Source organism: Actinorhabdospora filicis (assembly GCF_030269765.1).
In the GTDB taxonomy this organism is placed as follows: domain Bacteria; phylum Actinomycetota; class Actinomycetes; order Mycobacteriales; family Micromonosporaceae; genus Actinorhabdospora; species Actinorhabdospora filicis.
The window spans coordinates 2,336,202-2,349,850 of record NZ_BSTX01000001.1 but is presented as its reverse complement, the minus strand read 5'-3'; the positions used below and the strand labels follow the sequence as shown (position 1 = coordinate 2,349,850).

Annotated in this window: 13 protein-coding genes; 6 read left to right on the top strand and 7 right to left on the bottom strand. The window is 72.0% G+C overall.

The annotated features are described in order from the left end of the window. Nucleotides 1-91: 91 nt before the first annotated feature. Nucleotides 92-2,359: a bifunctional salicylyl-CoA 5-hydroxylase/oxidoreductase gene (locus QSK10_RS11050; protein ID WP_285662543.1), complete on the bottom strand. Its 2,268-nt coding sequence runs from the start codon at nt 2,357-2,359 to the stop codon at nt 92-94. A gap of 20 nt (nt 2,360-2,379) precedes the next feature. Between QSK10_RS11050 and QSK10_RS11045 the strand changes: the two genes are divergently transcribed. The 3 genes from QSK10_RS11045 (at nt 2,380) to QSK10_RS11035 (ending at nt 5,314) form a co-directional block, all read left to right on the top strand. Beyond that, nucleotides 2,380-3,108 (top strand): SDR family NAD(P)-dependent oxidoreductase, encoded by a 729-nt coding sequence (locus QSK10_RS11045; RefSeq protein WP_285662542.1) that lies wholly within the window; start codon nt 2,380-2,382, stop codon nt 3,106-3,108. A 140-nt stretch (nt 3,109-3,248) separates the two neighbouring features. Then, nucleotides 3,249-4,226 (top strand): alpha/beta hydrolase, encoded by a 978-nt coding sequence (locus QSK10_RS11040; protein ID WP_285662541.1) that lies wholly within the window; start codon nt 3,249-3,251, stop codon nt 4,224-4,226. After that, nucleotides 4,223-5,314 (top strand): acyltransferase family protein, encoded by a 1,092-nt coding sequence (locus QSK10_RS11035; RefSeq protein ID WP_285662540.1) that lies wholly within the window; start codon nt 4,223-4,225, stop codon nt 5,312-5,314. Before QSK10_RS11040 ends, QSK10_RS11035 begins: the two co-directional genes overlap by 4 nt. On the opposite strand, the gene QSK10_RS11030 is transcribed toward QSK10_RS11035, so the two are convergent. After that, nucleotides 5,256-6,779: a hypothetical protein gene (locus QSK10_RS11030; RefSeq protein WP_285662539.1), complete on the bottom strand. Its 1,524-nt coding sequence runs from the start codon at nt 6,777-6,779 to the stop codon at nt 5,256-5,258. The two genes, QSK10_RS11035 and QSK10_RS11030, sit on opposite strands and share 59 nt — an antisense overlap. A gap of 300 nt (nt 6,780-7,079) precedes the next feature. On the opposite strand from QSK10_RS11030, the gene mshD reads away from it, so the two are divergent. Next, nucleotides 7,080-7,961 carry a mycothiol synthase gene (gene mshD, locus QSK10_RS11025; RefSeq protein ID WP_285662538.1) on the top strand — a complete coding sequence of 294 codons (882 nt, stop codon included), beginning with the start codon at nt 7,080-7,082 and terminating at the stop codon, nt 7,959-7,961. On the opposite strand, the gene QSK10_RS11020 is transcribed toward mshD, so the two are convergent. Next, nucleotides 7,958-8,647, bottom strand: coding sequence for a winged helix-turn-helix transcriptional regulator (locus tag QSK10_RS11020; RefSeq protein WP_285662537.1), 690 nt, complete (start codon nt 8,645-8,647; stop codon nt 7,958-7,960). The genes mshD and QSK10_RS11020 overlap by 4 nt on opposite strands. Nucleotides 8,648-8,873: 226 nt before the next feature. Here QSK10_RS11020 and QSK10_RS11015 point away from each other — a divergent pair, with 226 nt between their 5' ends. Next, a complete protein-coding gene (locus QSK10_RS11015) occupies nt 8,874-9,758 on the top strand; it encodes a hypothetical protein (RefSeq protein ID WP_285662536.1) in 885 nt (294 codons plus the stop codon). Between the two features lie 28 nt (nt 9,759-9,786). Next, a complete protein-coding gene (locus QSK10_RS11010; RefSeq protein WP_285662535.1) occupies nt 9,787-10,533 on the top strand; it encodes an LmeA family phospholipid-binding protein in 747 nt (248 codons plus the stop codon). Nucleotides 10,534-10,583: 50 nt separating this feature from the next. On the opposite strand, the gene QSK10_RS11005 is transcribed toward QSK10_RS11010, so the two are convergent. The 4 genes from QSK10_RS11005 to QSK10_RS10990 all read right to left on the bottom strand — a co-directional run bounded on the left by QSK10_RS11005 (nt 10,584) and on the right by QSK10_RS10990 (nt 13,576). Beyond that, the gene (locus tag QSK10_RS11005; protein ID WP_285662534.1) at nt 10,584-11,477 is read right to left on the bottom strand and encodes a hypothetical protein; all 894 of its coding nucleotides are present in this window, start codon (nt 11,475-11,477) and stop codon (nt 10,584-10,586) included. 2 nt (nt 11,478-11,479) lie between these two features. Beyond that, a complete protein-coding gene (locus tag QSK10_RS11000) occupies nt 11,480-11,986 on the bottom strand; it encodes a SigE family RNA polymerase sigma factor (protein ID WP_285662533.1) in 507 nt (168 codons plus the stop codon). 109 nt (nt 11,987-12,095) lie between these two features. Continuing rightward, nucleotides 12,096-13,061 (bottom strand): hypothetical protein, encoded by a 966-nt coding sequence (locus QSK10_RS10995; RefSeq protein ID WP_285662532.1) that lies wholly within the window; start codon nt 13,059-13,061, stop codon nt 12,096-12,098. Further along, a complete protein-coding gene (locus QSK10_RS10990; RefSeq protein ID WP_285662531.1) occupies nt 13,058-13,576 on the bottom strand; it encodes a SigE family RNA polymerase sigma factor in 519 nt (172 codons plus the stop codon). The genes QSK10_RS10995 and QSK10_RS10990 overlap by 4 nt, the downstream gene beginning before the upstream one ends. Between the last annotated feature and the right edge of the window lie 73 nt (nt 13,577-13,649).

Below are 13,649 nucleotides of genomic sequence, written 5' to 3'. Positions count from 1 at the left end.
TGTCGCCACTGTCGGTGACCAGTCGCGTACGCGTGTGATGTGGGGCAGATCCCGCCTCCCGTTCGGGCAGGCCGGGTGAGCGGCGTCTCCGCTACCCCCTCCCCGTCGGCGGCTTCCGCGCCCCCGCCGCGAACTGCGGCGGCCACGGCATCGGGTGGCCCTGGTCCACCGCCGCGTGCAGGGTCCACTGTGGATCCCAGAGGTGCGTCCGGCCGAGGGCGCACAGGTCGGCCCGGCCGGCCATCAGGATGGAGTTCACGTCGTCGTAGGACGAGATGGCGCCGACGGCGATGACGCGCAGGTCCGGGAAGTCGCGGCGGAGTGAGTGGCGGATGCGGTCGGCGTAGGGGGTCTGGTAGCTGCGGCCGTAGGCGGGGCGTTCCTCGCTGACGACCTGGCCGGTGGAGACGTCGATGGCGTCGGCTCCGGCGGTGGCGAAGGCGCGGGCGACGGCGATCGACTCCTCGGGGGTGAGGCCGTCGGGGTGCCAGTCGGTCGCGGAGAGGCGGACGGACATGGGGCCGGGCCATTCCTCGCGGACGGCCGCGAAGACCTCCAGGGGGAAGCGGAGGCGCGCTTCGAGGGAGCCTCCATAGTGGTCGGTCCGGTGGTTGGTGAGGGGGGAGATGAAGCTCGACAGCAGGTAGCCGTGGGCGCAGTGGAGTTCGAGGAGGTCGAAACCGGCCTCGCGGGCGCGGCGGGCCGAGGCGCCGAACTCCTCGCGGATGGCCTGAAGCTCCTCGACGGTGGCTTCGCGGGGGGGCTGGCTGGCGGCCTTGTAGGGCAGGGGCGAGGGGGCGAGGAGGTCCCAGTTGCCCTCGGGCAGGGGGTCGTCGATGCCCTCCCACATCAGCTTCGTGGAGCCCTTGCGGCCGGAGTGTCCCAACTGGACGCCGATGCGGGCGTCGGTGTGGGCGTGGACGAAGTCGGCCACGCGCTTCCAGGAGTCGCGCTGGGCGTCGGTGTAGAGGCCGGTGCAGCCGGGGGTGATGCGGCCGCTCTCGGAGACGCAGACCATCTCGGTCATCACCAGCCCGGCGCCGCCGAGGGCCTTGGAGCCCAGGTGGACCAGGTGGAAGTCGCCGGGGAGGCCGTCGGTGGCCGAGTACATGTCCATCGCCGAGACCACGACGCGGTTGCGCAGGGCCAGGCCGCCCACGGTGACCGGCTGGAACATGGGCGGGCGGACCTCGGCCGCGCCGACGTGCCGGGCGAACCAGTCGTCCACATGGGACACGTACCCGGCGTCGCGCAGGCGCAGGTTGTCGTAGGTGATGCGGCGGGAGCGGGTGAGCAGGTTGAAGGCGAACTGCTCCGGCTCCTGGCCGAGGTAGGAGTCGAGGTCCTCGAACCACTCCAGGCTCGCCTGGGCGGCGCGCTGGGTGGACAGGACCACCGGGCGGCGCTCGGCCTCGAAGGCGGCCAGGGCGGTGGGCACGTCGGACGACAGGTGCGCGGCGAGGGAGGCCGCGTCCTGCATCGCCAGCTTGGTGCCGGAGCCGATGGAGAAGTGCGCGGTGTGGGCGGCGTCGCCGAGCAGGACGAGGTTGCCGCGGGACCAGCGGCCACATCGGACGGTGGTGAAGTTGATCCACTTGGAGCCGTTGCCGTGCAGGGTGTGCCCGTGCAGGCGGTCGGCGAACAGTTCGCCGCAGCGCTCGATGGCGTTGCCGTCGGTGAGCCCGGCCGCCGCCCACACGTCCGAGCGCATCTCGAAGATGACCGTGGAGCCGCCGGAGTCGTAGGGGTAGGCGTGCATCTGCATGACGCCGTGGGGTGTGCGGCGGACGTCGAAGGTGAAGCTCTCGAAGGGCTTGTCGCTGCCCAGCCAGATGTAGCGGCAGTCGCGGGTGTCCAGGTCGGGCTCGAAGTGGGCGGCGAAGTCGGTCCTGGTGGCGGAGTGGACGCCGTCGGCGGCGACCACCAGGTCGTGGGAGGCCATGAGCTCGGCCGCCGGTGGCGCCTCGGTCTGGAATCGCAGGTCCACGCCGAGGTCGGCGCATCGCTTGTGCAGCAGGGACAGCAGGGCCACCCGGGAGACCGCGGCGAAGCGGTGGCCGCCGGAGGTGACCGGCGACGACGGGCCGTCCACGGTGGGCCGGTAGTGGACGTCGATGTCGTCCCAGCGCACGAAGCGGCGGGCCAGCTCGGCGAAGATCTCGGCGTCGCCGACCTCGATGGCCTCCAGGGTCTCGTCGGAGAAGACCACGCCGAAGCCGAAGGTGTCGTCGGGCGCGTTGCGTTCGTAGACGGTGACGTGACGGGACGGATCGGCGCGCGCGGCCAGGGCCGCGAAGTACAGGCCGCCGGGGCCGCCGCCGATCACCGCGATGCGCATGGCGCTTTTGCCGGACTCCACGGGTTCAGTATCGTGCAAAGATGACGGTCGTCAAGAGGAAGCGCTTCGCCGGTATGTCCGTGTTGATCACCGGCGGCGCGGGAGGCATCGGGCGGGCGGTCCGCGACGGCTTCGCCGGCGAGGGCGCCACGGTCTCCACAGTGGACCCCGTGGGCGGTGACTTCACCGTCTCGGTGACCGACCGGGCCGCGCTGGACGAGGTGTGCGCGCGGGTGGCCGCCGAGCGCGGCGGCATCGACGTCCTGGTGTGCCTGGCCGGTGGCTCGCTGGGCACCTCGCGCGAGCCGGACGCCCCGGAGGCCGACGTCGATCTGGTTCTCGACGTCAACGTGAAGGGCACCATCTTCGCCTGCCAGGCCGCGCTGCCGCACCTGCGGGCGGTCCGGGGCAGCGTCGTGGCCTGCGGCTCCATCGGCGGGCGGCAGCCCTCGCCGGTCACCGGGATCGCCTACGCCGCCGCGAAGGCCGCCGTCGGCGGGCTGGTCCGCAAGCTCGCGCGGGAACTGGGCGGCGACGGCGTGCGCGTCAACGCGGTGGCGCCGGGGCTGTTCCTCACCGAGCGGGTGCGCGGCATGTTCGACGGACTGTCCGAAGAGGACCGCGACGGCGTGCTGGACGCCATCGCGCTGCGCCGGATGCCGGAGCTGCGGGAGCTGGTGGATCCGGTGCTGTTCCTGGCCTCTGAGGAGGCCTCCTACATCACCGGAGTGACCCTCGACGTCAACGGCGGCCGGTACATGCCGCTGTGACGGCGGGCCCGCGACGCGCTGACCTGGGCCACCACCCGCGCGGTAGCGGGTGGCCCCGGCGCGGTGATACTCCGGTAGGGGGTCAAGTCCACTCCGCGGTGTGAGGGCGGCACCCAGGCCGTCCCGCGATCGTCTGGGACATGACCCGCTGGTTCGCCCGCATCGCCCTCGCCGCCGTCCTCGCCCTCCTGTGGCCCGCCTCGCCCGCCGCCGCTTACGAGCCGCCGGGCGCCGACGCGTGGCGCACGGCCGTTCCCGCGCTCGACCCGGCGACGGCGAGCCCGGACGAGGTCGCCGCGTACTTCGCGTCCCTCAGCCCCGAGGACGCCGGGCGGCTGGCCGCGGAGTTCCCCGGCGTGGTCGGCAACCTCGACGGCGCGCCGATCGCGCTGCGCTACCGCGCCAACGGCGGCGAGGGCCTGCTGGCCCTCGACGAGCGGCAGGACGGCCGGATCGTGCGCGTGGTGGGCGATCTGGCCACCGCCGAGCGGATCGCGGTGATCGTCCCGGGCATGAGCAACACCCTTGCCAACTTCTACGACGGCCAGGGCGGCGTGCTGCGGCGATCGCCGCTGTGGCAGGCCGAGCAGCTCAAGGCGGCGGCGAACGACCCGGGCCTGGCGGTGGTGGCGTGGCTGGGCTACGACTCCCCGGAGAACGGGCTGGGCATCATGTCCACGGTCCGCTCCGGCCGCGCCGAGACCGGCGGGGAGGCCCTGGCGCGGTTCACGAAGGGCCTGCACGCGGTCCGCCCGGAGGCCACCATCAGCGTCCTCGGGCACTCCTACGGCACCATCGTGATCGCCTACGCGGCACCGGACTTCGGGCCCGAGGTGACCGACCTGATCGTGGTGGGCAGCCCCGGCATGGACGTCGGGAGCGCCGCCGAGCTGGACACCACCGCGCGGCTATGGGCCGGGCGGGCCGGGGACGACCCGATCGCCAACATCCCCGACGTGCGGATCCTCGGCTTCGGCCACGGAGTCGACCCGACCGATGCCGGCTTCGGCGCGCTTCCCCTGGACACCAGCGGAATCCACGGCCACGACCACTACTTCGAGGGTGCGAGCCTGCGGGGCATGGCCGCGATCGCCGCCGGGCACGGGAGCGCGGCGTGAAGGGGCGCGACGGATACCTCGACCTGCTGCGCGGCTTCTCGCTGGCCATCGTCGTCGCCAGCCACCTGGCCTTCACGGTCCTGAAGTGGCACGAGGACGGACCGCACACCTCCAGCCCGATGGAGTTCGTGCCGGGCCTGTGGATCATCACCTGGGTCCTGCAGGTCATGCCGCTGTTCTTCTACATCGGCGGCTACGGGCACGCCCGCTCGCTGGAGCGGGGCGGCCACCCGGTGACGTGGGTCCTCAAGCGGCTGGCGGGACTGCTCGTCCCGGCGCTGGCCCTGGTGGCGGTGTGGGTCGTGGCCGGATGCCTGCTGGCCTCGGGCAACGACGGCGAGACCGTCTACCGCGTGGTGAAACTGGTGCTGAGTCCACTGTGGTTCCTGGGCATCTACGCCGGGCTGATCGTGGCCGCGCCGCTGGCCCGCCGGCTGCACCGCCGGTTCGGGCTGTGGGCGCCGGGCGCGTTCATCCTGGGCGCGGTGATCGCCGACGTGATCCGCTTCCGCTTCGACCTGGAGAACGCCGGGTACGCCAACTACGCCTTCGTTTGGCTGGCCGCGCACCAGGCCGGGTTCTCCCACGAGCGGCTGCGCGAGCTGGGACGCGGTGCCGCGCTGGCCGTCGCGGGCGGCGGGCTGGGGACGCTCGCCCTGCTGGTCGGGGTCCTGGGCTACCCCGGCGCGATGGTCGGCGTGCCCGGCATGAAGTACTCGAACATGAACCCGCCCACGGTGGCGATCCTGGGGCTGCTGACCGTCCAGATCGGACTGATGGCGCTGCTGCGCCCGGCCGCCGAGCGCTGGCTGGCCAAGCCCGGACCGGCGCGGATGCTGGGTGTGGCCAACAAGTACGGGCTGCCGGTCTTCCTGCTGCACACCACCGGCGCGGCCGTCTTCAGCTACGCCGCCTACCGGGTCCTGGGCACCGCGTTCACCGCCGAGACCTCCGACGCGTCGTGGTGGGCGACGCGGCCGGTGGTGCTGGTGGGTTCGCTGGCCTGCACGGTCCTGCTGATCGCCGCGCTCAGCCGCGCGCGAGGCCGGGGGCGAGGGCGAGGGCGGTCATCGATCCGATCGAGCTGATCAGGCGCAGTTCGCCGGTGCCGAGGCTCCAGGCCAGGACGAGGGTGCTGGCGGTGGCGGCGTCCATGCTGGACAGCAGCAGGACGTCGTCGTCGAGCCAGCCGAGGAAGCCGCTGCGGACGCCGACGGCGTGGCTGCTGTCGCGGACGAGGGCGCGGGTCATGGCGCCGGTGGTGACGTCGGCGATGAGCAGGCAGTCCTGGGCGGCGCCGTAGCCCTCGGGCATGTCGAGCCCGCCGTCGCGGACCTCGCATTCCTTGGCCACCAGGTTGCGGCGCATCTCGCCGAAGGTGCCGAAGGAGGAGATCCAGGTGGCCTCGGTGGCCAGGTGCTTCTCGGATTTCCAGGCGGCGGTGGCGGTGGCGGTGGGCAGGTCCCAGGCGACGGCGTCGAGGTAGGCGCCGTACTGGTTGAGCGGGCCGGGGGTGAGGGTGTAGAGCTGGGGGCCGATGGCGGTCGGCGGGACGGCGTCGGTGCCCTGGAAGGGTTGCGTCGTCCAGGTTCCGGTGGTGACGTCGAGGAGGGCGGTGCCGCCGCGCTGGGTGAGCAGGACGGCGGTGTCGCCGTACCAGGACGCGTCGGCGACCTCGGCGCCGGCGCCTTCCTTGAGCGGGACGGGGTAGGACCGGTGGGTGCCGTCGCGTTCGACGACGACCACGGCGTCGTCCTGGGCGAGGAGGATCCGTTTGCCGCCGGGGGCCACGGCGTGTTTGGTGAGGGCGCTCTTGAGGCTCTGGGAGGCGACCAGGTTCGGCTGGTAGCCGTCGAGCAGGTAGGTGAACCCCTTGGAGTCGATGAGGTAGACCGGGCCGCCGTTCACGGATTGGGCGGCGGCGGTGATGACGTCGATGGTGCCGCCGGAGACCGGTGGCGCGTTGGGTTCGAGCGTGATGGACGCGGGCAGTGAGGGGATGGCCGGGTTGGCGTCGGTCCATTTGGGCGCGCGGGCCAGGGCGGGCGCGCTGGGCAGCAGGTCCACCTCGTGCATGAGGTAGGCGGTGCGGGTGGGGTCGTCGGCGTGCGGGTCGGGCTCGGGAGGCGTCTCGACGCCGGAGGCGAGCTGGTAGAAGGTCAGCAGCAGGGCCACGATGACCAGGGTGATGACGATGCGGCGCCAGCGGCGGCGGCGCAACCGGCGTCCGCGGGCCCAGGCGGCGTCGGCGAGTTCGAGGGGCGTGGCGGCGCGGTGGACGCTCTCCTCGTATTCGGACTGGCCGGTGTCGACCGGCTCGTCCCCGCCGCGCAGGAGGGGGCCCGTTTCGGCGGCGAGGGCGTCGTAGGCGGCCTGCTCGGCCTCGGCCGGGTCGAGGTCCCTTGTGGACTGGTAGCGGGCGGCCAGCCGGGCCAGGGCCAGGACGACGAGCTGGTCGGTGAGGCCGTCGTCGCCGGTGACCTGGTGCGCCTCGCGGCGCAGGTCGTGGATCTTGCCGTGCACGAAGGCGACGAAGTCGTCGTAGGCGCTCATCGGATCCTCCATGACCGGGCGTGGTGGCGTCATCGTCGCGCGCACGGTGCGTGGAGGCAATAAGACGAAGTGGTGGTGGAGGGTTGCAGTCGGATAACGGGGGCGGAGACGAAGGCGGGCGGGCACCCCGGCACGGTGCCCGCCCGTAAGGAGCCACTAGTGGTGGCTCGGGCGATCGGTCCCGATCCCCCCGGGACCGATCACGTCTCGTAGTAAAGGACGCTCGGCGCGCCGATTCGGTTGCACGTGAATTTCGCACAGGCCGGTTTCCCGATGATCGAGCGCGCGTACCGTGGAGGCGTGGAACGACTTGTGACCCTCCAGGGCGCCGACCTCTCGGACGCCGACGTCGCCGAGGTGGCCGCGCTGGTCGCCGACTGCGCCACCGCCGACGGCACCGCGCCGGTGTCCGAGCACGTCCTGCTGGCCCTGCGGCACAAGACGAACGGACTGACGCACCTGCTCCTCCGCGACGACGAACGGCTGCTCGGCTACGCGTTCGTCGAGCGCGGTGACCACGATACGTCAGCTTCGAGTGAGCTCTGCGTCCACCCCGCTCACCGTGGGCGAGGATTCGGTGGCCGTCTGGTGTCGGAAGTGGTTGCCGCGACTCCGATCCGGATCTGGGCGCACGGCGATCACCCGTCGGCCGGCGCGCTCGCGCAGCACTATGGACTGTCGGCGGTGCGGAACCTGTTCCGGCTGCGCAAGCGGCTGTCCACTGTGGCCGCCCCGAAGGTGCCGGAGGGGGTGACGATCCGGACGTTCATGGAGGGCGACGAGGACAAGTGGCTGGCGGTGAACGCGCGGGCCTTCTCCTGGCACCCCGAGCAGGGCCGGATGACCCGCAAGGACCTCGACGAGCGCCTCGCCGAGCCGTGGTTCGACGCCGAGGGGCTGTTCCTGGCCGAACGCGACGGCGAGGTCATCGGCTTCCACTGGACGAAGGTCCATGAGGGCGCCTCGCCGATCGGCGAGGTCTACGTGCTGGCGGTGGACCCCGACGCGCAGGGCATCGGCCTGGGCCGGGTCCTCACCGACGTGGGCCTGCGGCATCTGGCGCGGCTGGGCCTGGCGAACGTGATGCTGTACGTGGACGGCGAGAACACCGCCGCGCTGCGGCTGTACGAGCGCAGCGGGTTCACCCGCTGGTCGACCGACGTCCAATACGAAAGGGCCTAGACCGGCACGCGGTCGGGCAGCTGGCGCGGCGGCGGGGCGACGAACTTGTAGCCGACCTGGCGGACGGTGCCGATCAGCGACTCGTACTCGCTGCCGAGCTTGGCCCGCAGCCGCCGCACGTGCACGTCGACGGTGCGGGTGCCGCCGAAGTAGTCGTAGCCCCAGACCTCGCGCAGGAGCTGGTCGCGGGTGAAGACGCGCCCGGGGTGCTGGGCGAGGAAGCGCAGGAGCTCGAACTCCTTGTAGGTGAGGTCGAGCGGGCGGCCCTTGAGGCGGGCGGCGTAGGTGTCGGGGTCGATGGTGAGGTCCCCGGCGCGCACGAGGTTCCCCTCGGGTTCGGCCTCGGCCATCTTCCCGGCCAGCCGCAGCCGGGCCTCCACCTCGGCGGGCCCGGCGGTGCACAGGAGGAAGTCGTCGAAGCCCCAGTCGGGGTTGACCGCGATGAGCCCGGACTCGGCGAGGACCACCAGCAGCGGCACGTTCAGGCCGGTGGTGCGCAGGAGGCGGCAGGTGGCGCGGGCGTCGGCGAGGTCGCGGCGGCCGTCCACGACGACGATGTCGGGGCTGGGGCCCGACAGCAGGGACCGCACGTCGCGGTCGGCGGTTCGCAGCCGGTGCGGGAGGAGATCGAGGGCGGGCAGCACCGCCGTGCCGTCCGCGTCTGCCGTGAGGATCAACAGGTCCATGGGCGTCCTCCTCCGCGTGCGTTCACCGCTTCGTCGACCCGGCGTCGGCGGCGGGCGGGGGGCGTTCACCAGATGATAACCACGCCGCGACGGGTTCGGTAGGTGCGGAGATGACGTCCGGTGACTGTTTTGTGTCAAGTGTGTTACGTGGGGTCCATGGGGTGGGACGCGGGGCCCCGCGGAGGGCGTGACAGCGGCCACGGGCTTCACGTGGCACCATCACGAGGTGTCGAACCCTGCCGAGCCGATGACGGACGCCGAGGCCCCCCGCGTGCCCATCGCTCCTCCCGTGCGCCGTCTGGTCTGCGTGGCGGTCGCCGCCTGGGCGGGGCTGCTGACCGCGTCCCTGCTGGTCGGCTCGCAGCTCAAGCACCCCGTCTTCGCCGCGATCACCTTCGCCGTGCAGGCCGCGTTCGTGGTGTGCGTGGTGTGGCAGGCGCGCCCGGCCGCGCCGTGGATCTCGGTGGTGGCGGGCGTGGCGAGCGCCGGCGCGGCCGACTGGTTCGCGGTGTACCGGCATCCGCTGACGCTGGCGCCGCTGGCCTACGTCGTGGCGGGCGCGTTCGGTTTCGTGCTGGTGGCGCAGCTGTTCGGGCGCAAGGGCGGTCGGGAGTGGCTCACCGAGTCCTTCGCCACGGCGATGGCGTGCGTGGTCGGTGTGGTCGCGCTGGCGATGCCGGTGGCCATGGCGCGGCATCCCGGGGGCGGTAAGACGATCCTGGCGGGGGCGCTGCTGGCGGCCGGTACGGCCGTGATCGTGGCGCGCATGTCGGACGCGACGCTGCCCCTGCCGCGCATCGCCCCGCACGTCGCGCGCGGCGCGTTCGGGATCGTCCTGGGCAGCATGGTCGGGACCGCGGTCAGCGCGTACTCCGGCGTCCTGTTGCAGGGCCCGTCCCCGGCGCGGGCCGCGGTGGCGGGACTGGTGGTGTCGGTGACGGCCGTCCTGGCCGACCTGGGCGCCACCTACATCAACGTCGGACGGCGGCTGGCTGGCGAGAACGTGGCACCATGGCCGGTGCGCCACGCGCTCGGCCCGCTCCTCGCGTTCGCGTTCGCGGCGCCGATGGCGTACCTGATCGGGGTGCTGTACCTGGCCCGCGGTCTGTGACACCCCTCGAACACCCCTTGGGAGAGACGTGCCGAAACCGTGGTGGAAGAAGAAGGCGTTCCGGGTCACCGTCATCATCGTGGTGATCCTCGCGGGACTCGTCGTCCTCACCGACCGGATCGCCGCCTCGATCGCCGAGAACAAGGTCGCCACCCTCATCGCCAAAGAGGCCGGTAACCAGAAGATCGAGCTGAAGTCCGAGCCGGACGTGGACGTGACCGGCTTCCCGTTCCTGACGCAGGTCCTGGGCGGCAACTACGACCGCATCGACATCGGCTTCAAGGACCTCACCGCCAGCGGCGTGACGCTGCCCCGGCTGGACGTGCACGCGTCCAATGTGGACGCCCCGCTGTCGCAGGTGCTCAAGGGGCAGGGCCCCATCACCGCCGGATCGATGACGGCCGAGGCGAAGCTGGACTACAAGACCGTCACCGAGCTGATGGGCGAGACCACCTCCAACCTGCGCATCGAGGGTGTGGGCGGCAAGCTGAAGATCACCGCGACCCTGGAGGCGGCCGGTGTCTCGGTGTCGCTGGAGGGCACCGGGACGGTGCAGGTGTCGAAGGACGCGGTGTCGGTGACGGTGGACCAGCTGCGTCCCGTCGGCGGCTCGCCCATCCCCGGCGCGGACGGGATGATCAACGCCTTCGCGCAGAAGCTGAACAAGGAGATCCCGCTGCCCCCGCTGCCCTACGACCTCGCGCTGAACGACGTGAAGGTCGAGACCGACGCGATCGTGGTGTCGGCGACGGCCAGCGGCGTGCAGCTGGTCTGAGACAACGCGAAGGCCCGGTTCCGGGGACGGAACCGGGCCTTCGGCGTTCCCTACTCCACCGTGAAGTCCGGCAGCGCCTCCTCGATCGCCAGCATCTGAGCGACCGTCGGGCTGTCCAGCTCCTGCGAGTCGAGGACCAGCGCGGTCCCGTCCCCGCGGTACACCACGACCTCCCTCAGTTCTTCGAGCCCGCCGGAGACCGCGTGGACCTCGGCGGTCCGGACCAGGACGCGCTCGCCGTCGGCGGTGCTCTTCTCATCGCAGCTGACCGTCAGCGTGACCTCGCGCTCTCCGACCATGCCCACCGGCCGTGCCATTCCGGTGTAGTCCTCGCATCCGGCGATCAGGTGGTCGTGGCTCGGCACGAGCGGGTTGTACGCCGCCGCCCCGGCGCCCTCGGTGAACGTCCCCTTCTGGTAGAGCCGAAAGCCGACCCAGCCGCCCCGGAACGGAGCGTTGATCACGTAGGAGACCCGTTCCGGCCCGGTCGGGACGGCGGTGTCGGGATCGGTGCCGGTCACCGAGACCAGCTGTTCTTCGGAGCGCACGACGGGATTGGCCATCTCCATGTGGACCGACTGAAGGCCCGAGGCGTCGATGGCGGCGAAGATCGCGGCCGTCATGCGGCGGGTCTCGTCGTTCTCACCCTCGTCATGGTCGCCGTTGCCGCGCCACATCAGGTACTGCGGCTCCGGCGGCGGCGCCGAGGAGGACGCGCTCGCCCCCGGCAGCGCGACGTTGTCCGGCGCGCCGCCCTCGCCCGGCAGGTTCCCGATCGCCACGGCGGCGGCGAGCAGGACGGCCAGGCCGCCCGTCGCGCCCCACAGGCGCCGGTTGCGGCGGTCCCGGTGGCCCCTGGCCAGCAGGGACTCGGCGGTGATGCTCATCGGTGGCGAGCCGTCGTACAGCTCGCGGTCTATGGTTTCCCTCAGGTCCTCGGACATGGTCATCCCTCGATCGATTCCAGGACCGGGTCCGTCACCAGGCCGCGCAGGGTGGTCAGACCCCGCATGGTCAGGTTCTTGACGGCGCCGGTCGAGCAGCCGAGCACCCGCGCGGTCTGCTCGACCGGCAGGTCCTCCCAGTAACGCAGGACGATCGCCGCGCGCTGCCGCTTCGGCAGCCGCAGCAGCGCGCGGGTGAGGGTGAGGCGCTGGTCGGCGCGCTCGTCGACGGCCACCTCCTCGGGGAGCGAGTGGTCGGCGGTCACCTTCACCCGGCGGAACCAGGCGAGCCGGTGCTGGTCGACCAGGACCGTGGCGATGATCCGCCGCACGTAGGCGTCCGGCGCGCCGGTGCGTACCCGGCCCCAGGCCCGGTACAGCTTCAGCAGCGCCGTCTGCACCACGTCCTCGGCGCGATGCCAGTCGCCGCAGAGCAGGTAGGCGAACCCCCGCAGCCTCGCCGCCCGTTCGGTGACGAACTGGGCGAACTCGGTGTCCTTGTCGGTCATCACGCTCCTTCCATCCGCGATCGTCGCGGGTGTAACGGGCGTGGAGGGACATGGGGTCACGCGAAGGCGGCCCCCGCTTTTCGCGGGGGCCGCCTCGGGTGGGGGTGGGCTACTGGAGGATGACGGCGGGCAGCGCCAGGGCCAGCTCGGTGAGCCGCTCCAGCGACAGGCCCGGCCGGGGGTCGGCGATGTCCGGGGTGTCCGAGCCGTAGACGGTCGGCGTGGGCCCGAAGTCCTGGACCAACCGGAGGTTCCCGTCGGGGGTCTGGATCATCACCGAGCGCGAATAGGACGTGATCCCTCCCGGAGCGACCGTGGTCTGGCCCATGGTCATGATCCGCTCGCCGCCGGGCCCGGTGAGCTCGGCGCACGTGGTGTCGGAGACCCAGCCGGGCTCGCCGCGGAACGCGTACTCCATGTGCCCGCAGCTCTCGGCGACGTGCCGCCAGTCGGGCATGGTCGGGTTGTCCGGGTCGCTCGCCCCGCCGAACTCGTAGGAGCCCTTCGGGCGGTAGCTCACGGAGAAGACGTCGGGGCGGATCATCCCGTCGAATTTCAGCCAGTGGAACTGGGTGTACACCGGGCGCTCGTAGCCGGTGGGCACGCCGTCGGCGTCGATCCGGTCGGTGCGGCGGGTGAAGCTCGGGAACGTCGACGCGGTGAGCGGGGCCCCCACGACCTGCCCGTTGGAGTCGTAGGCGACCGGCGTGGCGTTCGGGACGGCGTCGATCAGCGGCCACAGCGCGGCCGACAGCTCGCGGGTGGCCTGGTTCTCGGTGATGTCGCTGTTGCCCGGCTGCCACCTGTACTCCACGCCCGGCTGGGGGACGGGCAACGGGTAATCCGCCTGCGTCGTCGTGGCCGCGTGGACGCCCGGGTCGGGCGTCCCCGGGGCGAGCGCCAGCCCGCCGGTGACGGCCGCCGCGAGCAGGACGGCGGTGACGCCGGTCAGGCCGAGGCGCTTGCGCAGGACGCGGCGGCGTCCCAGGTGGGTCAGGCCGCCCGACGTCAGACCGCTCGGGGGAGCGGCGGCGTCGAGCTGGCGGTCGAGTGCGTCTCTGATGAAATCGGTCATGATGTAGCTCCCTGGTCAGTCAGGGGGACCTCGTCGGTGAGGAGGCCGCGCAGGGTGTCCAGACCCCGCGTGGTGAGACCCTTCACCGCGCCGGTCGAGCAGTTCAGGATTCGTGCCGTCTGCTCGATCGGCAGGTCTTCCCAATAGCGGAGGACGACGGCCGCGCGCTGCTTCGGCGTCAGCCGGAACACCGCGTCGAGCAGGGTGAGCCGCTCGGCGCGACCGTCGTCGTGATGGGCGGTGACCGCGTCCGGCAGGGTCTCGGCGACGCGTTCGCGCCGGAACCAGCCTCTGCGGCGCTCGTCGATGAGCGCGTTGGTGATGATCCGGCGCGCGTAGGCGTCCACGGACTCCTTGCGCGCCCGGCCCCACGCGGCGTACAGGCGGACCAGTGCGTTCTGCGTCACGTCCTCGGCCAGATGCCAGTCGCCGCAGCACAGATACGCGTACCGGCGCAGCCGCTCGCCGCGGGTTGTGACGAAGTCGCGGTATTCGGCTTCCCTGTCCGCTCTCATGCGGTGCTCCTCCCGTCCGTCGATGCTTTCTACGGAACCGGGCCGGATGGAAGTCACGGCCGCCGTGGATTAT

Coding starts and splice junctions, on each gene's coding strand:
- QSK10_RS11000 (WP_285662533.1), bottom strand. CDS start 11,986: ATGACCGACAAGGACACCGAGTTCGCCCAGTTCGTCACCGAACGGGCG.
- QSK10_RS11005 (WP_285662534.1), bottom strand. CDS start 11,477: ATGTCCGAGGACCTGAGGGAAACCATAGACCGCGAGCTGTACGACGGC.
- QSK10_RS11040 (WP_285662541.1), top strand. CDS start 3,249: ATGACCCGCTGGTTCGCCCGCATCGCCCTCGCCGCCGTCCTCGCCCTC.
- QSK10_RS11030 (WP_285662539.1), bottom strand. CDS start 6,779: ATGAGCGCCTACGACGACTTCGTCGCCTTCGTGCACGGCAAGATCCAC.
- QSK10_RS10990 (WP_285662531.1), bottom strand. CDS start 13,576: ATGAGAGCGGACAGGGAAGCCGAATACCGCGACTTCGTCACAACCCGC.
- QSK10_RS11045 (WP_285662542.1), top strand. CDS start 2,380: ATGACGGTCGTCAAGAGGAAGCGCTTCGCCGGTATGTCCGTGTTGATC.
- QSK10_RS10995 (WP_285662532.1), bottom strand. CDS start 13,061: ATGACCGATTTCATCAGAGACGCACTCGACCGCCAGCTCGACGCCGCC.
- QSK10_RS11020 (WP_285662537.1), bottom strand. CDS start 8,647: ATGGACCTGTTGATCCTCACGGCAGACGCGGACGGCACGGCGGTGCTG.